General features: G+C 62.8%; 22 protein-coding genes. 10 read left to right on the forward strand and 12 right to left on the reverse strand.

Annotation, left to right across the window (positions count from 1 at the left end):
- Positions 1 to 54: 54 nt before the first annotated feature.
- The 3 genes from SB822_RS20215 (at position 55) to SB822_RS20225 (ending at position 3,734) form a co-directional block, all read left to right on the forward strand.
- Entirely contained in the window at positions 55 to 1,521 is a 1,467-nt protein-coding gene (locus SB822_RS20215) for a hypothetical protein (RefSeq protein WP_079500028.1), read from the forward strand.
- Positions 1,522 to 1,545: 24 nt separating this feature from the next.
- Positions 1,546 to 3,096 (forward strand): sigma-54 dependent transcriptional regulator, encoded by a 1,551-nt coding sequence (locus tag SB822_RS20220; RefSeq protein WP_079484646.1) that lies wholly within the window; start codon positions 1,546 to 1,548, stop codon positions 3,094 to 3,096.
- A 137-nt stretch (positions 3,097 to 3,233) separates the two neighbouring features.
- Entirely contained in the window at positions 3,234 to 3,734 is a 501-nt protein-coding gene (locus SB822_RS20225) for a dihydrofolate reductase (protein WP_007745442.1), read from the forward strand.
- 862 nt (positions 3,735 to 4,596) lie between these two features.
- Here the strand turns inward: SB822_RS20225 and pmbA are convergent.
- Positions 4,597 to 5,967, reverse strand: coding sequence for a metalloprotease PmbA (pmbA, locus tag SB822_RS20230; RefSeq protein ID WP_007580226.1), 1,371 nt, complete (start codon positions 5,965 to 5,967; stop codon positions 4,597 to 4,599).
- Positions 5,968 to 6,186: 219 nt separating this feature from the next.
- On the opposite strand from pmbA, the gene yjgA reads away from it, so the two are divergent.
- Together yjgA and mog are read left to right on the forward strand one after the other, a co-directional pair.
- Positions 6,187 to 6,798, forward strand: coding sequence for a ribosome biogenesis factor YjgA (gene yjgA, locus SB822_RS20235; RefSeq protein WP_090835796.1), 612 nt, complete (start codon positions 6,187 to 6,189; stop codon positions 6,796 to 6,798).
- Positions 6,779 to 7,405, forward strand: a complete 627-nt coding sequence (mog, locus tag SB822_RS20240) for a molybdopterin adenylyltransferase (RefSeq protein ID WP_079500030.1) — start codon at positions 6,779 to 6,781, stop codon at positions 7,403 to 7,405. The genes yjgA and mog overlap by 20 nt, the downstream gene beginning before the upstream one ends.
- A gap of 3 nt (positions 7,406 to 7,408) precedes the next feature.
- Here the strand turns inward: mog and orn are convergent, their stop codons facing one another.
- Positions 7,409 to 8,035, reverse strand: coding sequence for an oligoribonuclease (gene orn, locus SB822_RS20245; protein ID WP_090835797.1), 627 nt, complete (start codon positions 8,033 to 8,035; stop codon positions 7,409 to 7,411).
- A gap of 130 nt (positions 8,036 to 8,165) precedes the next feature.
- Here orn and SB822_RS20250 point away from each other — a divergent pair, with 130 nt between their 5' ends.
- Genes SB822_RS20250 through SB822_RS20260 form a run of 3 tightly spaced genes read left to right on the forward strand, consistent with a single transcriptional unit; the run spans position 8,166 to position 10,708 of the window.
- Complete coding sequence (locus tag SB822_RS20250; RefSeq protein ID WP_007580222.1) at positions 8,166 to 9,425, forward strand: M48 family metallopeptidase; 1,260 nt, start codon at positions 8,166 to 8,168, stop codon at positions 9,423 to 9,425.
- Positions 9,422 to 10,375: a ribosome small subunit-dependent GTPase A gene (rsgA, locus tag SB822_RS20255; protein WP_086914378.1), complete on the forward strand. Its 954-nt coding sequence runs from the start codon at positions 9,422 to 9,424 to the stop codon at positions 10,373 to 10,375. Before SB822_RS20250 ends, rsgA begins: the two co-directional genes overlap by 4 nt.
- A gap of 12 nt (positions 10,376 to 10,387) precedes the next feature.
- A complete protein-coding gene (locus SB822_RS20260) occupies positions 10,388 to 10,708 on the forward strand; it encodes a putative signal transducing protein (protein ID WP_090835811.1) in 321 nt (106 codons plus the stop codon).
- A gap of 28 nt (positions 10,709 to 10,736) precedes the next feature.
- On the opposite strand, the gene SB822_RS20265 is transcribed toward SB822_RS20260, so the two are convergent.
- The 6 genes from SB822_RS20265 to rpsP all read right to left on the reverse strand — a co-directional run bounded on the left by SB822_RS20265 (position 10,737) and on the right by rpsP (position 15,013).
- Positions 10,737 to 11,675: a CobD/CbiB family protein gene (locus tag SB822_RS20265; protein ID WP_007580219.1), complete on the reverse strand. Its 939-nt coding sequence runs from the start codon at positions 11,673 to 11,675 to the stop codon at positions 10,737 to 10,739.
- A gap of 163 nt (positions 11,676 to 11,838) precedes the next feature.
- Entirely contained in the window at positions 11,839 to 12,537 is a 699-nt protein-coding gene (locus tag SB822_RS20270; RefSeq protein WP_090835798.1) for a CoA pyrophosphatase, read from the reverse strand.
- A gap of 93 nt (positions 12,538 to 12,630) precedes the next feature.
- The gene (rplS, locus tag SB822_RS20275) at positions 12,631 to 13,020 is read right to left on the reverse strand and encodes a 50S ribosomal protein L19 (protein ID WP_007580217.1); all 390 of its coding nucleotides are present in this window, start codon (positions 13,018 to 13,020) and stop codon (positions 12,631 to 12,633) included.
- Between the two features lie 145 nt (positions 13,021 to 13,165).
- Positions 13,166 to 13,933: a tRNA (guanosine(37)-N1)-methyltransferase TrmD gene (gene trmD / locus SB822_RS20280; protein ID WP_007580216.1), complete on the reverse strand. Its 768-nt coding sequence runs from the start codon at positions 13,931 to 13,933 to the stop codon at positions 13,166 to 13,168.
- A gap of 25 nt (positions 13,934 to 13,958) precedes the next feature.
- Positions 13,959 to 14,663 carry a ribosome maturation factor RimM gene (gene rimM, locus SB822_RS20285; protein WP_090835799.1) on the reverse strand — a complete coding sequence of 235 codons (705 nt, stop codon included), beginning with the start codon at positions 14,661 to 14,663 and terminating at the stop codon, positions 13,959 to 13,961.
- Positions 14,664 to 14,758: 95 nt separating this feature from the next.
- Positions 14,759 to 15,013, reverse strand: a complete 255-nt coding sequence (rpsP, locus tag SB822_RS20290; RefSeq protein ID WP_006050280.1) for a 30S ribosomal protein S16 — start codon at positions 15,011 to 15,013, stop codon at positions 14,759 to 14,761.
- 399 nt (positions 15,014 to 15,412) lie between these two features.
- Between rpsP and SB822_RS20295 the strand changes: the two genes are divergently transcribed.
- Positions 15,413 to 15,880: an NINE protein gene (locus SB822_RS20295; protein WP_090835812.1), complete on the forward strand. Its 468-nt coding sequence runs from the start codon at positions 15,413 to 15,415 to the stop codon at positions 15,878 to 15,880.
- An 8-nt stretch (positions 15,881 to 15,888) separates the two neighbouring features.
- Here the strand turns inward: SB822_RS20295 and SB822_RS20300 are convergent, their stop codons facing one another.
- Positions 15,889 to 17,034 (reverse strand): PA0069 family radical SAM protein, encoded by a 1,146-nt coding sequence (locus tag SB822_RS20300; protein WP_090835800.1) that lies wholly within the window; start codon positions 17,032 to 17,034, stop codon positions 15,889 to 15,891.
- A 111-nt stretch (positions 17,035 to 17,145) separates the two neighbouring features.
- On the reverse strand, positions 17,146 to 17,634 hold the full coding sequence (locus tag SB822_RS20305; RefSeq protein WP_007580208.1) for an Lrp/AsnC ligand binding domain-containing protein: 489 nt from the start codon (positions 17,632 to 17,634) through the stop codon (positions 17,146 to 17,148).
- Positions 17,635 to 17,764: 130 nt separating this feature from the next.
- Here SB822_RS20305 and SB822_RS20310 point away from each other — a divergent pair, with 130 nt between their 5' ends.
- Complete coding sequence (locus SB822_RS20310) at positions 17,765 to 19,087, forward strand: D-amino acid dehydrogenase (RefSeq protein WP_341809169.1); 1,323 nt, start codon at positions 17,765 to 17,767, stop codon at positions 19,085 to 19,087.
- Between the two features lie 91 nt (positions 19,088 to 19,178).
- Here the strand turns inward: SB822_RS20310 and SB822_RS20315 are convergent, their stop codons facing one another.
- Together SB822_RS20315 and SB822_RS20320 are read right to left on the reverse strand one after the other, a co-directional pair.
- Entirely contained in the window at positions 19,179 to 20,969 is a 1,791-nt protein-coding gene (locus tag SB822_RS20315) for an acyl-CoA dehydrogenase (protein ID WP_103153668.1), read from the reverse strand.
- Positions 20,970 to 21,072: 103 nt separating this feature from the next.
- Positions 21,073 to 21,351 (reverse strand): electron transfer flavoprotein subunit alpha/FixB family protein (locus tag SB822_RS20320; protein ID WP_410855446.1); only part of this gene is annotated, 279 nt, incomplete at its 5' end.

Consider the following 21,351-nt stretch of genomic DNA (forward strand, 5'->3'; position numbering starts at 1 on the left):
GGCACAAAGCATAAGAACCAGCCAAGTGCTGCCAGATTCACCGGGGGAAGAATAATGATGATTGATACAACAGACAGGAAGCCGCGAGTCCGACTCGCGGCTATTCCTGCTGCTGCGATGCTGTTCGCGCTGTCGCAGGGGGTTTCCGCACAAGCCATCAACAACCAGTCGCTCGAAGAGCGGCTCAACACGCTGATGCGCGTCGTCGACGAGCAGCAGCGGCAGATTCACTCGCTCGAACGGCAGGTCACGAATCTGGAAATGTCGCAGCGCGGCCGCGGTGCGCCTGGCTATGGCGCGCCCGCCGGCAGCGAGGCCGTTGCCGAGCAGCCGGGCGCGGACGGCCTGCCGATGCCGTTGCCGCCGCTCGCCCAGGTGACGCCGGGCGCGCCCGCGCCGGGCAACGCGACGGGCACCGCGACGGGTGTGCCCGTCAATCCGCCCGCGCCGGAAGGCTCGACGTCGGCGGGCTCGCCCGGCACCAGCAATCCCAACGCGCAGGCGAGCGGCCCCGGCATGCCGGAAGGCGCCGTCGGCCAGACGCAGAAAGCCGCCGAGCCGGTGCGCACGCAGGCCGAGGAAGCCGTCGTGCAGCGCGAGCACGCGCCGCTCTTCGATCACAAGCTGACGCTGGACTGGGGCATCAGCGATACCTACTACGACCGCCGGCAGCTGCAGCTGTCGGGCTTCCTCGCGCTCGACGCGATCTTCCTCGGCAACATCAACCTGGGCCAGACCAAGTCGCACCAGGTGATGGCTGATCTCGACGTGCGCTACGGCCTCACGGACCGCATCAGCGTCGACGTCGACGTGCCGTATGTCTACCGGCACAGCCAGTTCATCGTCGGCGGCGCGGGCGGCGCGGCGAATACGCTGTCCGACGCGTCCGTCAACTCGCACGCGATGGGCGACATGAACTTCGGGTTCTACTATCAGATCCTGAAGGAGACCAACAGCATCCCCGACGTGGTCGGCAGCCTGCGCGTGAAAGCGCCGACGGGCACCTCGCCGTTCGGCATCAAGGTCGTGCAACTCGAGCCGGACAACACGAACCTCGTCGCACCGTCGAAACTGCCAACGGGCACGGGCTTCTGGAACGTGACGGCGGGCCTGTCAGTGCTGAAGACCTATGACCCCGTCGTGCTGTTCGGCAGCCTGTCTTACACGTATAACATCGCGCGCTCATTCTCGGATATTTCATCGATCGCCGGGCAGACGCAGCCCGCGACCGTGAAGCTCGGCGATATCTTCCAGCTCGGCGCGGGCGTCGCGCTTGCGTTCTCCGACAAGGACTCCGCCAGCATCTCGTACACGCTCGCGCTGCAGCCCGCGTCGAAAACGAAGGCGCCCGGCGGCGATTACGTGAATGTGCCGGGCAGCGAGACGACGGCAGCCGTGATGAATTTTGGCCTGAACCACGTAGTGAACAAGCATCTGACGATCAACGGTTCGGTATCGATCGGCATGACGCCCGACGCGCCGAACTATGTGATCGGCATGCGCTTCCCCTATACCTTTTGACGTGACACCGATACGAGGCAGATCGTGCGCGAAACTTCTCATCTGAGCTCCGTTCCCCCGCTCGCCGGATCCGGGTTGCGTCTTGCCGTGTCACGCGGGAGCGACACGCCCGCGGCGCATCCCGTGGCCGTCGACGCGCCGCGCGGCGCCGCGCCCGATCCCGGCGCGCGGATCCTGCTGTACGCCGCCCGCACGCCCGACGACGCGCTCGTCGAGCATCTGAAGAGCCGCGGCTGGAGCGTGCTGGTTGCGCGCTCGGCGCATGAGATCGGCCGGCTCGTGAAGCCCGCGACGATGTGCGCGGGAATCGTCGACATGGCGAGCTTTGCCGTACGCGATCTGCCCGGCCTGGAGGCGAGCTTGCGCGCGCAGCAGGTCGGCTGGATCGCGCTGGCGAATCCCGAACGGCTCGCGGACCCGGCCGTGCGGCGGCTGATCCGCCATTACTGTTTCGACTACGTGAAGATTCCCGTGGCGAACGCGACGATCGACTATCTGGTCGGTCACGCGTACGGCATGGTCAATCTGTGCGACGCCGATTTTCCACCCGACACGACGGGCGCGAGCGATGACGAGATGGTCGGCACCTGCGAAGCGATGCAGCAGCTGTTCCGCACGATCCGCAAGGTCGCGAACACCGACGCGAGCGTGTTCATCTCGGGCGAATCGGGCACGGGCAAGGAACTGACGGCGCTCGCGATCCACGAGCGCTCGCCGCGCCGCAAGGCGCCGTTCGTGCCGATCAATTGCGGCGCGATTCCGCATCATCTGCTGCAGTCGGAGTTGTTTGGTTACGAGCGCGGCGCGTTCACGGGCGCGAACCAACGCAAGATCGGACGCGTCGAATCGGCCAACGGCGGCACGCTGTTTCTCGATGAAATCGGCGATCTGCCAATGGAGAGCCAGGCGAGCCTGTTGCGCTTCCTGCAGGAAGGCAAGATCGAGCGGCTGGGCGGCCATGAATCGATTACCGTCGATGTGCGCATCATCTCGGCGACGCACGTCGATCTGGAAGGCGCGATGGGTGACGGGCGCTTCCGTCAGGATCTGTTTCACCGGCTGTGTGTGCTGCGCGTCGACGAGCCGCCGCTGCGCACACGGGGCAAGGACATCGAACTGCTTGCGCATCACATACTCGGCAAGTTCAAGACGGACAATGCGCGCAAGATTCGCGGCTTCACGCCCTCGGCGATCGAGGCGATGTACAACTACCACTGGCCGGGCAACGTACGCGAGCTGATCAACCGGGTGCGCCGCGCGATCGTGATGGCGGAGAACAAGCTGATTTCCGCCGCGGATCTCGACCTCGCGCACTTCAGCGAGCAACAGACGATGAGTCTTGCGCAGGCGCGCGAGGCCGCCGAGAAGCGTGCGATCGAAGTCGCGCTGCTGCGGCACCGGCACCGGCTCAACGAGGCGGCCACGGATCTTGGGATTTCGCGTGTGACGTTGTATCGGCTGATGGGTACGCATGGGTTGCGGGATGCGTCGACCGACGAAAAGGCGGGTTTCAAGGGCGATGAGAAGGGAGATGGCAAGGGCGCGTATGGGGGCGATCACGAATCGCGCGAGTGACGGTTTTTGTTTGTTTGCCGGTGTGGCTTCGCGGTTCGCGTCGACAGACGCCGGTGTGCTTGAGTGACGCGCATTCTGGCGGACGGCGCGCGGTCGGGTAGAATCGGCTTCCGCTTTCTATCCGCTTCACTCTTCGCATGACGACGCTGACCCTGATCGTCGCTCGCGCCCGCAATGGCGTGATCGGCCGTGATAACCAGTTGCCCTGGCGACTGCCCGAAGATCTCGCGTTCTTCAAACGCACGACGATGGGCGCGCCTATTGTCATGGGGCGCAAGACGCATGAATCGATTGGGCGGGTGCTGCCTGGGCGGCGCAATATTGTTGTGACGCGGGATGCTCAGAGACGTTTCGACGGGTGCGATACCGTTACTAATCTCGATGATGCGTTGGCGCTCGCTGAGCGCGATGGGGCGGCGGAGGCGTTTTTGATCGGCGGCGCGCAGTTGTATGAGGAAGGGGCGCGACGCGCGGATAAGATGATCGTTACTGAGATTCATGCCGACTTTGACGGTGATGCCAGGTTTCCGGCGCCTGATCCGGCAGTGTGGGATGAGGTTTCTCGCGAGACGCATCGGGCTAAAGAGCCGAATGATTTTGAGTATGCGTTTGTGACTTATCGGCGCGGAGCGCGGTAGGTTTTTTTTGTCTGCGACGCTGTTTGGTTTTGTGCGCGTTCGCGGGTTAGTGGTTGGCTTTTCTTGTCTCTGCGCTGGCAGCCGCGGTGGCGCCTTCGCGGCGCGGGCGTTTTGGTTTTTTTGCTTCTGCGCTGGCATCCGCGCTTTGCCTTCGTGCTCCAAGCGTTGCCCCTGTGCGGGGCGGCACCTACTTTTCTTTGCCGCCGCAAAGAAAAGTAGGCAAAAGAAAGCGGCTAACACCGCCAGTTCTAGTGCTTGCCTGAGGGCCCCCAACCGGTCCCACGCTTCGCACGGCAACCACGTGACCCATGTTTGTTGCCAACGCTTTGAATTGACGCCTCACCCGCCGCGCACGCCCGCGTCGCAGCACGCCGTGCCTGATATTCCACTGCCGCCCAGGTGGCAAACTGTGTGTAGGCCGTAGCGCCACACACGCCTCACTCCGGACCGATAGCGCACGCGTTCCACCATGTACGAGCGCCAGGCTATACGACACGACAACCTACACACAGTTTGCCACCTGGGCGGCGCAAACCATTCGCTGCCGCTAGTTCTTGTTCGGGTGTTTGAAGTGGGTGAGGCGATCATTCGAAGCGTTGGCAACGAACGCGAACAGAAATGCTGCCGTGTGAAGCGCAAGACCCTTTGGGGGCCCTCAGGCAAGAAGAAATGTTGGCGGTGTTAGCCGCTTTCTTTTGCCTACTTTTCTTTGCGGCGGCAAAGAAAAGTAGGTGCCGCCCCGCACAGGGGCGACGCTTGAAGCACGAAGGCAAAACGCGGATGCCAGCGCAGAAGCAAAAAAATCACAAAACCCAGCGACAAGCCAACCAAAAACCCACCCGGCCGCAGGCCAAAAAAACCATCACTGCCCTGCAACAGTCATCCGCTCAATCAAAACAGAGCCAGTCTGCTTAGTCCCGCGGACAATCGTGTCCGCTCCAATAGCGACGACATGCCGGAACATCTCCTGCAGCGTACTGGCGACAGTGATCTCTTCAACGGGATACTGAATCTTCCCATTCTCGACCCAGAACCCTGACGCGCCGCGCGAATAGTCACCCGTCACGTAGTTGACGCCCTGCCCCATCAGCTCGGTGAGCAGCAACCCCGTCCCAAGCTTGCGCAACATCTCCTCGAAGTCATCAGACGCCTGCGTCAACGAACTCCGCAGTGACAGATTATGCGAACCACCCGCGTTACCAGTCGTCGGCATACCGAGCTTGCGCGCCGAATACGTCGACAGAAAATACCCTTCGACGACGCCATCTTTCACGACAGAACGCTGCTTCGTCCGCACGCCCTCTTCGTCGAACGGCGCACTGCCCATGGCGCGCGGCACGTGCGGATCTTCTACGACCTGCACATGCGGCGCAAATACCGGCTTGCCAAGGCTATCAACCAGGAACGTCGTCTTGCGATACAGCGCGCCGCCGCTCGTCGCCTGCACGAACGCGCCGAGCAGTCCCGCCGCGAGCGGCGCCTCGAACAGCACCGGCACCTTGCGCGTATCGAGTCCACGCGCACCCATGCGCGCCAGCGCGCGCTCCGCGGCATAGCGGCCGACGGCTTCGGGATCGGCGAGCTCGCCTGCGCTGCGCTTCGACGTGTACCAGTCGTCGCGCTGCATGTTGCGCGCACTGCCCGCGATCGGCGCGCACGCCACGTAATGACGCGAATACGGATAGCCCGAGAGAAAACCGCGCGACGTGCCGAGCACGAACTGCGAATGCTGCGCCGACACACTCGCGCCTTCCGAGTTCTTGATCTGCGGGCTCACGGCGAAGGCCGCGTCTTCCGCACGGCGCGCGAGTTCGACCGCTTCGTCCGCGTCCAGATTCCACGGGTGATACAGGTCGAGGTCGCGCGGATCCTTTTCGAGCAGCTCTTCTTCCGCGAGGCCCGCACAGTCGTCCTCGGCCGTGAAGCGCGCGATGTTGTACGCGGCCATCACGGTGTCCTTCAGCGCTTCGGACGAAAAGTCAGAGGTACTCGCATTGCCGCGCTTGTTGCCGATGAACACCGTCACGCCGACCATCTTGTCGCGGTTGTGCTCGATCGTTTCGACTTCGCCGCGACGCACTGAGACGGACAGGCCGTCGCCTTCCGAAATCTCGGTTGCCGCGTCGCTTGCGCCGAGCGACTTTGCGTGACGAAGAATGTCGGAGGCGATTTCCTTCAGTTCATCCTGCGTATGCGGGAAAAATCGTTGCCGGGCTTCCGTGTCTGCTGCCATTGTCGTTTGCCGTCCTGAGTTGCGGTGCCGTCCGGGCCGAAGCCCGCGAGAGTTCGTCGTTGCCAGCGCTGTGTTCAGCCGGCCTGTGCGCCGACGTATCCCGCGATCATAGCAAGCTCTACGCTAGCGTACCTGGCATTCGCATGTGCCTCCCGCGCATGTGCTTCGCGGACCGCACCTCGCCCAGCCAGCGCGGCCCGGCACGCTACAATATCGCGCATGACACGCAAAACCCGCATTCAACCCATGGAACCCGCTGCCGTCGTCGACGACAACGGGTATGACCGTCCCAGCAAGTCGCAACTGAAGCGCGAAATGCACGCGTTGCAGGAGCTGGGCGTAGAACTCGTCGCGCTGCCCAAAGACGCATTGAAGCGCATGCCGATGCCCGAATCGCTCGATGACGCCGTGCGCGCAGCACGCCGCATCACCGATCACGAAGGCAAGCGCCGCCAGATGCAGTATGTCGGCAAGGTGATGCGCGGCCTGCTGGACGACGAAACGGCCGCGTTGCGCGAAGCGCTCGACAAGTACAAAGGCATCAACAAGGCCGAAACGGCGCGCCTGCACTGGATCGAACGCACCCGCGAGAAACTGCTCGCCGACGACGCCGCGCTGACCGAATTTATCCGCCAGCATCCCACCGTCGACCCGCAGGAAGGCCGCACGCTGATCCGCAACGCGCGGAGGGAAGCGCAGCAAGGCAAGCCGCCCCGCTACTTCCGCGATCTGTTCCAGTGGATCAAGAACGCGGACGGCGCCGGCAACGACGATGCCGACAGCAACGATTCCGACGATCTGGACGACGACGATGACGAATCCCGTGCGTAATCATCCCGACGAGCTGATCGTCGGCCTCGTGTCGATCAGCGACCGCGCCAGCACGGGCGTCTATGAAGACAAGGGCATTCCGTCGCTGCAGGAATGGCTCGGCGGCGCCCTCACCTCGCCGTTTCGCACGGAAACTCGGCTGATCCAGGACGACGCGCCGACCATCACGAAGACGCTGATCGAACTGGTCGACGAAGCCGGCTGCGATCTCGTGCTGACGACGGGCGGAACAGGTCCCGCGCGCCGCGACGTGACGCCGGAAGCGACGCTGGCGGCGGGAACGAAGGAAATGCCCGGCTTCGGCGAGCAGATGCGGCAAATCAGCCTGAACTTCGTGCCGACGGCGATCCTGTCGCGCCAGGTGGCGGTGATCCGCGAGACGGCCGAACGCGCCGCGCTGATCGTCAATCTGCCGGGGCAGCCGAAGTCGATCAGGGAAACGCTGGAAGGCTTGCGCGATGAAACGGGGAAAGTGAAGGTGCCGGGCATTTTCGCCGCGGTGCCGTATTGCATCGACCTGATCGGCGGCCCGTACATCGAGACGAACGCCGCCGTCGTGACGGCGTTCCGGCCGAAGAGCGCGGTGCGCGCTCCGCGGCAAGGCTGAACGTTATTTCGCGGGAGCGTCGCTCGACGGCGCGTCGACAGGCGTGCTCGCGGCCGGGATCAGGAAATGCTCGCGGTAGTAGCGCAGTTCGTCGATCGATTCGTGGATGTCGGCGAGTGCGGTGTGCATCGCGCGCTTCTGGAAGCCCTTGTAGATCGCGGGCTGCCAGCGGCGGCACAGTTCCTTCAGCGTGCTGACGTCGAGGTTACGGTAATGGAAGAACGTCTCCAGTTCGGGCATCCAGCGCGCCATGAAACGGCGGTCCTGGCAGATCGAGTTGCCGCACATCGGCGACTTGCCGGGCGGAACGTGCTGGCCAAGGAACGCTCGGATCTGTTCAGTAGCGTCGGCTTCCGTCACCGTCGACGCCCGCACGCGGTCGATCAGCCCGGAACGGCCATGCGTGTTCTTGTTCCAGTCGTCCATCTTGCCGAGCGTTTCGTCGCTCTGATGAATGGCGAGCACAGGGCCTTCAACCAGCCTGTCGAGCGTCGAATTCGTCACGACAACGGCGATTTCGATGATGCGGTCGTTGTCGGGATCGAGCCCCGTCATTTCCATGTCCAGCCAGACGAGATTCATGTCGCTGCGCACGAGCGGCTGATCGACGGATTCGATAATGTCAGTCATTGAAGGCAACCTTGATTTGAGACCGCGCGAGCGGATCACGTTACACCCGCCGCCCGCCGAAGATGGCGCGCTCCCGCCCACGAGCGGGAACAAACATATAATTCTCGCATAGAACCTACGGATTCCCCGGATGCCTCCTCTCTACTTCACCGTTCTGTTCGTGGTCGCCGTGCTGGCGATGGTCGGCACGAAGCTCTGGCTCGCGTCGCGCCAGATCCGCTTCGTTGCGGCGCACCGTGAGAGCGTGCCGCAGCAGTTCGCCGGCACGATCGCCCTGTCCGCGCACCAGCGCGCCGCCGATTACACGGTCGAGCGCACGCGGCTCACGATGATCGAGATCGTCGTCAGCGCGGCCGTGCTGATCGCGCTCACGCTGCTGGGCGGCGTGCAGGCACTCGATTTCGCCATTGGCGACTGGGTGGGCTATGGCTACGTCGGCCAGATCCTGCTGGTGGCAGCCGTGATTGCGATCACGAGCGCGATCGACCTGCCGTTCGATTATTACCGCCAGTTCGGCATCGAGCAGCGCTTCGGCTTCAACCGGATGACCAAGCGCATCTTTTTCGCCGACCGCATCAAGGGCGTGCTGCTCGGCGCCGCGTTCGGCCTGCCGCTGCTGTTCGTCGTGCTGTGGCTGATGAATCAGGCGGGCACGTACTGGTGGTGGTGGACGTGGGTCGTCTGGGTCGCGTTCCAGATGCTCGTGCTGATCCTCTATCCGAGCTTCATCGCGCCGATGTTCAACAAGTTCGAACCGCTGAAAGACGAAGCGCTCGTGCAGCGCATCGATGCGCTGATGAAGCGCTGCGGCTTCGCGGCCAAGGGCCTGTTCGTGATGGACGGCAGCCGCCGCTCGGCACATGGAAACGCGTATTTCACGGGCTTCGGTTCGTCCAAGCGCATCGTGTTCTTCGACACGCTGCTCTCGCGCCTGTCGGGCAGCGAGATCGAAGCGGTGCTCGCGCATGAACTCGGCCATTTCAAGCGCCGCCATGTGATCAAGCGGATGGTCGTTACGTTCCTGATCAGCCTCGCGATGCTCGCGCTGCTCGGCTGGCTCGCGCAGCGTACGTGGTTCTTCGAGGGCCTCGGCGTGCGGCCGTCGATGACGGGCAGCAACGACGGGCTCGCGCTCGTGCTGTTCTTCCTCGCCGTCCCCGTGTTCCTGTTCTTCGTGACGCCGCTGGGCAGCCTCAGTTCGCGCAAGCATGAATTCGAAGCGGATGCATTCGCCGCGACGCAGGCCGACGCGAAGGATCTCGTCAATGCGCTCGTCAAGCTGTACGAAGACAACGCGTCGACGCTTACGCCCGACCCGCTCTACACCGCGTTCTACTACTCGCATCCGCCCGCCTCGCAGCGGATCGACCGTCTGCTGCGTCACGCATGAGCGGCCGCTCGCCGAAAGCGCTGCGCGCCGCTGCCGCCAGCGACCGCGCGCAGGAGCGCGTGCGCGGCCTCGTGATCGCCGCGCATGGACGTCACTACATCGTCGCGCCCGAGGACGGCAGCGCGATCCTGCAATGCTTCCCGCGCGGCAAGCGCAGCGAGATCGCCGTCGGCGATCAGGTGCTGTACGAGTCGACTTCGGCCGATCAGGGCGTGATCGTCGAGATCGGCGAACGGCGCAATCTGCTGTATCGCTCGGATCAGTACAAGTCGAAGCTGTTCGCCGCGAATCTCGATCAGTTGCTGATCGTGCTCGCCACGGAGCCGCATTTCAGCGAAGACCTGCTCGGGCGCGCGCTCGTCTCTGCGGAAGAGAACGAGCTGAAGCCGCTGATCCTGCTGAACAAGATCGACGTCGAAGCCGCGCTGCCGCTCGCGCGCAAGCGGCTCGACCGGTATCGCGGGCTCGGCTACACCGTGCTCGAAGTGTCGATCAAAGCGCAGCCGGACGCCGCGCGCGAGACGTTCGAAGCGCATCTGAGAGGCCATTCGACGCTGCTGCTGGGTCAGTCGGGCATGGGCAAGTCGACGCTCGTCAATCTGCTGATTCCCGATGCCGAAGTGGCGACGCGCGAAATCTCGACGGCGCTCAACAGCGGCCGTCACACGACCACGTTCACGCGTCTCTACCCGCTTCCTGGTGGCGAAGGCGCGTTGATCGATTCGCCGGGCTTTCAGGAATTCGGCCTGCATCATCTGACGGAAGGCAAGCTCGAACGCGCGTTTCCCGAGTTCAGGCCGCTGCTGCCCAACTGCCGGTTCTACAACTGTCATCATCTGCACGAACCCGGCTGCGCGATCCTCGAAGCCGTCGCCGATGGCCGCATCGCGAAGGAACGGCATGCGCTCTACGCGCAGCTCGTACATGAGGCGAGCCAGATCGTCCGCTGACAGGCAATCATGATGAAGCTCATGCGCGCGCCCAACGTCGTGATCGGGCAGCATTGGATCAACGTGCTGGCGGCGGCGGGTATCGCGTGCGAATTGCATAACCGCTATCTGAGCGGCGCCATCGGCGAAATTCCGGCGGATCAGTGCGCGCCGGAGTTGTGGCTCATGGACGAGCGCGACGAAGCGTTGGCGAGGAAGTTGATCGATGCGGCGCGCAGCGGGCCGGCCGTCGGCGCGCCCGGCTGGCGCTGCGCGCATTGCGGTGAAGTGCTCGAAGCGCAGTTCACCGTGTGTTGGAATTGCGGCACGGCGCGCGAACCTCTGGACGGCTGAATCGCCTCTTTAATGGATGGCTCGGCGCTCAGGCGAGCCAGACGGCGATCGTCAGCATCAGCAGCAGAATCATCCACAGGATGACAGCCCGCCACACGAGCCCCACCGCCGATTGCAGCGTGCGCGGCGTGCAGTCGTCACCGACGGGCATCGGGCCGCCGTCGCCCGTTGCCAGCGCGTCGAGGCTCGATACCTCGGCGAGCGGGCCCGCGAGACGCGCGCCCAATGCGCCGCTGCCCGCAGCGAGCAGCACGCCGTCGTTCGGGTCGGGCCATTGACGCGCATGATTGCGCCACGCATAGATCGCGTCTTCGAAGTTGCCGACGATCGCAAAGCCCATCGACGTCAAACGCGACGGGATCCAGTCGATCACGAAGAACGCGCGTTGCGCGAAGGTGGAGAACGCAGCCGTACGGTCGTCGACAGGCTTCGACCAGGTGCGCGCCAGATACTCAGCCGTGCGATACAGCACCGCGCCCGCCGGCCCGACGGGAATCAGGAACCAGAAGAACACGCCGAACACATGCCGATGCGATGCGACGACGGCATGAATCAGCGTGTGACGGACGATTTCGCTGACGGGCATGTCGACGGTATCGATGCCCGTCCATTCATTGAGGATTTCACGCGCGCGCGGCACGTCGTCGTTGTTCAACGACAGATGGATGTCCGTGAAGTAATGGCTGAACTGGCGAAAGCCGAGCGTGAAGTACAGCACCGCGACGTTCCACAGGAACGCGAGCACGAAGTGAATCTCGTACAGCACGAAATAGATCAGGCCGGTGACGAGCGTCCACGGCAGCACGACGACCAGCCACGCGAGGATGCCGTGCTTCTCCTTCCCGGCATCGAAGCCGTGCGCCGTCGATTCCGCATGGTATTGAAGGAGTGCCGACACCGGATTGTTCGGCGACAGCGCGCGCATCTGTTCGATGATGAGGGCCAACAATACGGAGAAAAAAGTCATGCGAGACGCCGTGCTATTCGAGTTCTTACCGGGCGGTTCTTGCCGGCCGATCCGGTCCGATGAGCGGAATTGGTCACTACGATAGCACAGGGTCGGATGAGGCTGAGCGGCTGCAATACAAACGTAATGCAGCGAGACTGCATGCCGATCGCGCGGCTATGCATCATGCAGCGAGGAAGCGATAGAAATTGCGCAACATGCCCGCCGTTGCGCCCCAGATGAAGTAATCGCCGCCTACTTCGCCGCGCGGATACGGCATTGCAAAAAAACGACGCTCGCCGCCTTCCCAGTTCAGCACGCGCACCTCGTGATTCTTCGGGTCCATCAAAAAGCTTAGTGGGACCTCGAAAATCTCCGCCACCTCGAAGGTGTCCGCCTGAACCGTGAACGGCGGATGCACGAGACCGACGACGGGCGTCACGCGAAAACCCGTGCCCGTCAGATACTCGGGTAGCGCGCCCAGCACTTCGACGCGCGAAGGATCCAGGCCGACCTCTTCCTGCGCTTCGCGCAAGGCGGTTGCCGTCGTCGTGGCGTCGTGGGGTTCGTGGCGGCCGCCGGGAAAGCTGACCTGCCCCGCGTGATCATTCAGATGCGCGGTGCGCTGCGTGAGCAGCACGGTCAGTCCCCCATCGCGCACGACCAGCGCCACCAGCACGGCGGCGACACGCGGATCGCCCGTTTCGCGCCACCGCACTTCGCGCGTCTCCCGCTCCCACGGCACGTTTTGTTCGAAGCGTGCGCGCAGGCTGTCCGGCGTCAGACGCTCGGGCGCGACGGCGGGCAGATCGACATCGGCCGGTTCGACAGGCAAGCTTTCGGGATCAAAGACGGGACGAGAGGGACGGGAAGGCGCGGTCAATGGAAGTCTCGAAACGAGCGCTGGTGGGACACGACGCTATTTTGACCTGGCAAACAAAAAAGCACCCGTGGAGGGTGCTTTTTCTTACAGCTTTTACTCTTGAGCAGCTGCAGCGCGGTCTTTCGACACCAGCTTTTCTTTGATCCGAGCCGACTTGCCCGAACGTTCGCGCAGGTAGTACAGCTTTGCACGACGCACATCGCCACGACGCTTGACGACGATGCTTGCCAGCAGCGGCGAATACGTTTGGAACGTACGCTCGACGCCTTCGCCCGACGAAATCTTGCGGACGATGAACGCCGAGTTGAGGCCACGATTACGCTTCGCGATCACGACGCCTTCGTAAGCCTGAACGCGCTTGCGGGTACCTTCAACGACGTTCACGCTCACGATCACCGTATCGCCGGGAGCGAATTCGGGGATGGTCTTGCCTGCGAGCGCGCGCTCGATTTCTTCCTGCTCGAGTTTTGCAATCAGATTCATTACTGACTCCTGTTGCCATCTTGTCGGCGTTCGTACCTGCCTCGCGCATCGCGCGTTCGGCTACGGCCCCGATAGAGGATGGGTTCACATCTGGAACCGGCCACGCATGGACGGTTCCGCCTGATCCCGCTTCGTTGCGCGAAGCTCAATGCTTCGACGCTTCCTTGGCGAGATTTGTGAGCCACGCCTCGTCGGCACGGCTCAACAACTTGTTCTTTCTGGCCTGAACGATCAGATCGGGCCGCTTGACCAGCGTATTGCGCAGTGCTTCGCGCCGCCGCCACTGCTCGATTTCCGCATGATGGCCGCCGAGCAGCACATCGGGTACACGAACGCCGTCGTATTCCTCGGGACGCGTGTAGTGCGGGCAATCGAGCAAACCATCGACGAAGCTATCCTGCACCGCCGATTGCGCGTCGTTCAGCACACCCGGCAAATGACGCACGACGGCATCGATCAACGCCATGGCCGGCAACTCGCCACCCGACAGCACGAAGTCGCCGAGACTGACTTCTTCGTCGACGACGCGGTCGATCAGACGTTGATCGATCGCTTCGTAGCGGCCGCACAGCAAAATCAGACCAGGCTCAGCGGCAAAGCGCATGACCTTGTCGTGATTGAGCGTGGTGCCTTGCGGCGACATCATCACGACGCGCGCGCCGCCGATGCCCTGCTCCGCCTGCGCCGCTTTCGCCGCACCGATCGCGTCTTCCAGCGGTTTGGCCAGCATCACCATGCCGGGGCCGCCGCCGTACGGGCGATCGTCGATTGTGCGGTAGTTGTCGGTTGTGAAATCACGCGGATTCCACGTGCGCAACCCATATCGCTCCTGCTTCGCCGCGCGGCTCGTAATACCCCACTCGGTCAACGCGCGAAACATTTCAGGAAAGAGCGTAACGATATCGAACTGCATCGCTCTCTCCGTGAAGCGAAATGTTTTAGTAATCGGCTTCCCAGTCGACGATGATCTTCTTCGCCGCCTGATCCACCGTTTTGATGAAGACGCCGACGAACGGGATCAAGCGCTCGCCGGTGACCGGCTCGCCGTCTTTGTCAGTAGCCGGATACTCGATGCGCAACACCGACTGCGCACCGTTGTCGATCAGATCTGCCACTTTGCCGAGTTCGACGCCTGCCTCGTTGACCACATCGAGGCCCAGCAGGTCGACCCAGTAAAATTCGTCGGTTCCCAGCGCAGGGAAATCGCTGCGGCGCACGTAGACGCGATGACCGCGCATTGCGAACGCGGCATCCCGGTCGGCCAGGCCGCCGAGTTGCGCAACGATACTGTCGCCATGAACCTTGGACTGCAGGCGGGGCGCCGATTTGCGCTCGCGGCCCTTCTCGAGCCACCAGCGTTTGGCGTTGAGCAAGGCGTCGCCGCCTTGACCGGCATTTGCATGCGCGGCCACCTTCACCCAGCCTTTGAGACCGTATGCATCGACGATTGCGCCGACTTCGACAGCGTCGTCGGGCCAGCTTTCGGCCGATTCAGCCTGCATGTCCTGCGCGGCTTCGGCCGTTGCCGCATTCGCCGCAGGCCGTTCGACCGGCTTGCGGACAAACGCGCCAAACGACGCTCGCGCGCCAGGCTGTGTTTTCGCCTTAGCGCGTCCTGAACTATCCGAATCACGCTCCGACATCAGCGAACCTCAAGCCTGCATACGTCAAACCTGCACATTTCGGACTCGCACAGAACCAATGCCGCACGAGCCGTCGATGTACCGTGAAACTGCACTTAAGCAGCCGGTTGCGCCTTTTGCGCTTCCTTCACCAGACGTTCGACCGTCGGCGACAGTTGTGCGCCAACGCCTTGCCAATACGTCAGGCGATCTTGAGCGATACGCAGCGACTCACCTTTCGTAGCGACCGGGTTGTAGAAACCAACGCGCTCGATGAAGCGGCCGTCACGACGGTTACGCGAATCGGTTGCAACGATGTTGTAGAAAGGGCGCTTCTTCGAGCCGCCACGAGCCAAGCGGATGATGACCATACTGGAATCCTTGAAAACCGGGGTTCGAAACTACTGAAACGTGCGATTATAGCCGGAAACCGAAAGCACAACAAACACTTAGCGGGATAAACTGAGCCGCGGGGCGGTAGCCGAGACTCAACGCCGTGCTTGCCAGCTCCAGATAGTCCGTCCAAGCCGCGTGGAAGCGCCGTGAAACCCTTGCTGACGGCTGTTTCGCCTGTTTCTCAGGACACCGTCGCGCGGATGCCACGCTGCGCCGCCGTCTCCGTGTCACATGCACTTCGCGCCGGACCGCCGCGGAATGCCGGCATAAGTCTCCACAAGTGCCGCGCGCGATGCGGCCGGCGTAGAATGCGCGACGGCTGTGCGCGGGATCCGCAGCCCCCGAAGCCGTCCGTCATCCTGTCGCTCACGCTCATGGCCACCGTCGCTACGCATAACTCGCGCTTTCGCTCCAAGACCCTTACCGCCGCGCTCGCGTTCTTCTTCGGCACGCTCGGCGCACACCGCTTCTATCTGTACGGCTTGCGCGACGTGTGGGGCTGGGCGCACCTCGTTGGAACGATCATCGGTATTCCTGGCTTCATGCTGCTCGCCGCCACCGAGCGCGCCGCGATCATGGGCTGGTTGCTCGCGTTTCCCGGCGCCGTGTCGATGCTGGCGGCTTTCCTCGCGGCGATCGTCTACGGCCTGCGCCCCGACGAAAAATGGGACGCCCAGTTCAACGCGCACACCGACCAGCAGAGCCGTTCCGGCTGGACCGTCATCTTCGTCGTGATCTTTTCGCTGCTGATCGGCGCATTCCTCCTGATGACGGGACTCGCGCTGTCGTTCCAGACCTACTTCGAATCTCAGGTCGAGGCCGCAAAAGCGATCTCGCAATAAGGTCGCCCTCAGAAAAGACTCAATTGAGGCGTGTCGGGCGTAGCCGGTTTAAGCGGTTTGGGCAACTCGACACGCTTGAAATGCGACATATCGAGAATGCCGTGATTGCGCGCATTCAAACCAAGCCGCCGCACCGCGTTCGCAAAGCGCTGCTTGAGCAGATCAGCCCATAGCCCCTCGCCCTTCATGCGCGTCGAAAACGACGAGTCGTAGTCCTTGCCGCCGCGCATGTCGCGCACGCGGTTCATCACGCGCTCGGCGCGGTCGGGGAAATGCGCTTCCAGCCAGCCTTTGAAGAGCGGCGCAACTTCCCAAGGCAGACGCAACACGATATAGCTCGCGCTCGTCGCGCCCGCTTCCGCGCAAGCCTCCAGCACGCGCTCCATGTCCTGATCGGTGACGAACGGAATCACGGGCGCAATGCTCACACCCACCGGTATGCCCGCCTCGCTCAACGCGCGGATTGTCCTGAGGCGCCGCGCGGGCGTGGCAGCGCGCGGCTCCAGTGTGCGGGCGATATCGGCATCGAGCGTCGTGATAGTGATGGCCGCCATCATTAGCCCTTTCTCGGCCATCGGTGCGAGCAGATCGATATCGCGCTCGATCAGCGAGTTTTTGGTGATCGCGGCGAACGCCTGGTTGTGCTCGCTCATGACCTGGATCACGCGCCGCGTGAGCTGAAGGTCCCGCTCGACCGGCTGCCATGCATCCGTGTTCACGCCAAGCGCGATCGGCTCCGGCACGTAGGACTTCTTCCCCATTTCACGCGCGAGCAGTTCCGGCGCGTTGACCTTCGCGTAGATCCGGCTTTCGAAGTCGAGTCCCGGCGACAGGCCGAGATAACTGTGTGTAGGCCGAGCGAAGCAATAGATACAGCCATGCTCGCACCCGCGATACGGATTCAACGATACGCTGAACGGAATATCCGGCGACTGGTTGTGCGTGAGGATGCTTTTCGCGCGCTCCTCGAATATCTGCGTGCGCAACGCGGGACGCCCGCTTTCCTCTTCCGACGGCGCGATCCAGCCATCGTCGACGGACTCGCGCTGGTCCACTTCGTAGCGGCCCTGCAGATTTGTGACCGCGCCCCGCCCCTTGCGCGGAGCAGGTGGCGCGATTGGAAATTCGGGAATGTCTCGATCGTAGTCGGTCACGGAACACGGCAAAAGCAACGCGGAATACTGTACAAATATACAGTGTTTGCAGCTTTTGTCGAGCGTGACTTTCGGGGCCGAGTCAACCGCCCGCGAGCCTCGCCGTAAGTGTCATTCGCCTACAGCAATGTTCAGCGTTTCCTTGATTTCTTCCATCACGACATAGCTCTTTGACTGCACCGCGCCCGGCAGTTGCAACAGGATGTCGCCGAGCAGCTTCCGGTAGTCCGCCATTTCGCCGATCCGCGCCTTGATCAGATAGTCGAAATCGCCCGAAACCAGATGGCATTCGAGCACCTCAGGAATCTTCTGCACTTCGCGCCGGAACTGGTCGAACATGTTGCCGCTCTTGTGATCGAGCGTGATCTCGACGAACACCAGCAGCGCCGCGCCCAGCTCCGCCGGGTTCACGCGCGCGTGATAGCCCGTAATGACGCCGTCGCGCTCCATGCGCTTGACGCGCTCGATGCACGGCGTCACCGAAAGACCCACCTGTTCGGCCAACTCCTTCATCGCGATCCGGCCGTCCTGCTGGAGGATTTTCAGGATCTTGTGATCGAGTTTATCGAGCGATCGAATCGGTTGACGCTGTGTACGCATGGTATTTACCGAAAATCTGAAAAATACGATAACAAAACCTACCTCGACGCAAATAGTATAGCGGTTAACACTAGGCATCCGGCAAATCACCGCGTCAATCGAACAAAAGCACGAAAAAACGAGGTTTTCCATCACGCCGCGGCCTTCCGACCTTTATGGAGCAGCTATGCGAGTTGTCGTTCTGGGCAGTGGCGTCGTTGGGGTAACGACCGCCTATTATCTTGCGCGCGCGGGTCATGAAGTCACAGTGATCGATCGCGAAGCGGGTCCTGCGCTCGAAACGAGCTTTGCCAACGCCGGCCAGATTTCGCCGGGCTACGCCGCGCCGTGGGCCGCGCCGGGCGTGCCGCTAAAGGCCGTCAAATGGATGTTCCAGAAGCACGCGCCGCTCGCTATCCGGCTCGACGGCACGCAATTCCAGCTGCAATGGATGTGGCAGATGCTGCAGAACTGCACGTCCGCGCGCTATGCCGTCAACAAGGGCCGCATGGTGCGCCTCGCCGAATACAGCCGTGATTGCCTGCAGGCGCTGCGCGCCGAAACGGGGATCCACTACGAAGGCCGTACGGGCGGCACGCTGCAACTGTTCCGCACACAACAGCAACTCGATGGCGCGGCGAAGGACATCGCCGTGCTCGAGGAAGCGAACGTGCCGTACGAACTGCTGATGCCGGACGATCTCGCACGCGCCGAACCCGCGCTCGCCGCAACGGCACACAAGCTGACGGGCGGCCTGCGCCTGCCCGGCGACGAAACGGGCGACTGCCAGTTGTTCACGACGCGCCTTGCCGCGCTCGCCGAGCAGTTGGGCGTCAAATTCCGCTACAACACGCCGATCGACGCACTCGCGATGGAAGGCGGGCGCATCGCCGGCGTGAAGTGCGGCAGCGAGATGGTGCGTGCGGAGAGCTTCGTCGTCGCACTCGGTTCGTACTCGACCAAGTTCCTGTCGGACATCGTCAAGATTCCCGTGTATCCGCTCAAGGGCTACTCGATCACCGCGCCGATCGTCGATGCAAAGTCGGCGCCCGTGTCGACGGTGCTCGACGAGACGTACAAGATCGCGATCACGCGTTTCGACGACCGGATTCGCGTCGGCGGGATGGCGGAGATCGTGGGTTTCGACAAGAAGCTGAAGCAGGCGCGTCGCGAGACACTTGAGATGTGCGTCAACGACCTGTTCCCGGGCGGCGGTGATACGTCGAAAGCGACATTCTGGACGGGCCTGCGTCCGATGACACCGGACGGCACGCCGATCGTCGGCCGCACGCCCGTGTCGAACCTGTTCCTGAACACGGGACACGGGACGCTCGGCTGGACGATGTCGTGCGGCTCGGGCCAACTGCTCGCCGACCTGATCTCGGGCAAGCGTCCGGCGATCCAGTCGGGCGATCTGTCGGTGCATCGCTATCTCGGCGAAGCGACGGGTCAGACGCGTCCGGCTTACGCCTGATTCGGTTCCTCCTGATGCAACAACGACGGCGCCTCGTGGCGCCGTTGTTTTTTTGTGCTTTGGTTTTCTACGCGACGCGCATCGAGCGTCGTCAGAACTGGTCTTCGGACAACGCGAGGATGCCCTCGCCGCCCTTCGCGCTGGTGATCGACGCTTCTAGCGCCACCGCCTGCGGCAGCAGATGTTCCGCGAAGAACTGCGCGGTCGCGATCTTCGCGCCGTAGAACGATGGGTCTTGCGCGTGTTTCTCTTGCGCTGCGAGCATCGCGCGCGCCATCTGCCAGCCGCCCAGCACAATGCCCGCAAGCTTCAGATACGGCACGCTGCCTGCGAACACTGCATTCGGATCGCTCTTCGTATTCGCGACGACATACGCCACGACCGACTGCAACGCATCATGTCCAAGTGACAAGTGCTTTTGCATCGAATCGAACGCTGCGCCCTTATGCTGCTTCAGTGCTTCGACCGTCTGCGCAATCTGCGCAAGCAGTACTTTTGCAACTGCGCCGCCGTCGCGCACTGTCTTGCGCCCGACGAGATCGTTCGCCTGAATGGCCGTCGTGCCTTCGTAAATCGGCAGGATGCGAGCGTCGCGATAGTACTGCGCTGCGCCCGTTTCTTCGATGAAGCCCATGCCGCCATGCACCTGCACGCCAAGGCTCGCCACATCCACCGATAGCTCCGTGCTCCAGCCCTTCACGATCGGCACCAGGTATTCGTAGATCGCCTGATGTTCCGTACGCTTCGCTTCCTCAGGATGCCGATGCGCGAGATCGCTGTGCGACGCCGCGACGTACGCCAATGCGCGCGAGCCTTCCGTGAGCGCGCGCATCGTCGACAGCATGCGTCGCACGTCGGGATGATGAATGATCGATACGGCCTGCTTCGCGGAGCCGTCCACTGGCCGGCTCTGCACGCGGTCCTTCGCGTAAGCCACAGCCTTCTGGTACGCACGATCCGATATGGCCACGCCCTGCATGCCGACCGCAAACCGCGCCGCGTTCATCATGATGAACATGTATTCGAGGCCGCGATTCTCTTCACCGATCAGGTGACCGATGGCTCCCCCATGATCCCCGAACTGAAGAACGGCCGTCGGACTCGCCTTGATCCCGAGCTTGTGTTCGATCGACACGCAGTGCACGTCGTTGCGCTCACCCAGCGATCCATCCTCGTTGACGAGGAACTTCGGCACGACGAACAGCGAAATGCCCTTCACGCCTTCAGGCGCATCCGGCGTGCGTGCGAGCACGAGGTGGACGATGTTGTCCGCCATGTCGTGCTCGCCCCACGTGATGAAAATCTTCGTGCCGAACAGCTTGAAAGAGCCATCGCCCTGCGGCTCGGCGCGCGTGCGCACTAGCGCGAGATCGGAGCCGGCTTGCGGCTCGGTGAGATTCATCGTGCCAGTCCATTCGCCCGAGATGAGCTTCGGCACGTAGGTCTGCTTTTGCGCTTCAGTGCCCGCCGTGAGCAGCGCCTCGATCGCGCCATCGGTCAGCAGCGGACACAGCGCGAACGACAGGTTCGACGCGTTAAGCATCTCGATACACGCCGTCGCGATCAGCTTCGGCAGGCCCTGGCCTTCGTATTCGACGGGATGCTGCACGCCCTGCCAGCCGCCCGCGGCGAACTGGCGGAACGCATCGGCGAAACCGGGCGTCGCTGTGACGTGGCCGTCTTTCCAGCTGCTCGGGTTCCTGTCGCCTTCGACGTTCAGCGGCGCGAGCACTTCGCCGCACAGCTTCGCGGATTCTTCGAGCACGGCTTGTGCGGTTTCAGCGTTCGCATCTTCAAAGCCGGGCAGCGCTGCGATGTCATCCAGTCCGGCCAGTTCCTGCATCGCGAACATCATGTCCTTGATGGGTGCCGTGTAGCTCATGTGTGTCTCCTCCCTGACTCCGATGAAAAAAGAGGCGCTGGATTCAACATCCTCGCGCCTCTTCGCTTTGCTGTCGTGCGCCGTCAGGCGGCGTGTCGCTTTATCAGCCGAGTTCTTTCACCAGCTCCGGCACGACGGTGAACAGATCGCCGACGAGGCCATAATCCGCGACGCTGAAAATCGGCGCTTCTTCGTCCTTGTTGATTGCGACGATAACCTTCGAGTCCTTCATGCCAGCCAGATGCTGGATCGCGCCCGAGATGCCGACCGCGATGTAAAGCTGCGGCGCGACGATCTTCCCCGTCTGACCGACCTGATAGTCGTTCGGCACGTAGCCAGCATCGACGGCTGCGCGCGATGCGCCCATTGCCGCGCCGAGCTT

Origin of the sequence: Paraburkholderia sp. SIMBA_054 (genome assembly GCF_046534875.1) — a bacterium.
Taxonomy (GTDB): domain Bacteria; phylum Pseudomonadota; class Gammaproteobacteria; order Burkholderiales; family Burkholderiaceae; genus Paraburkholderia; species Paraburkholderia hospita.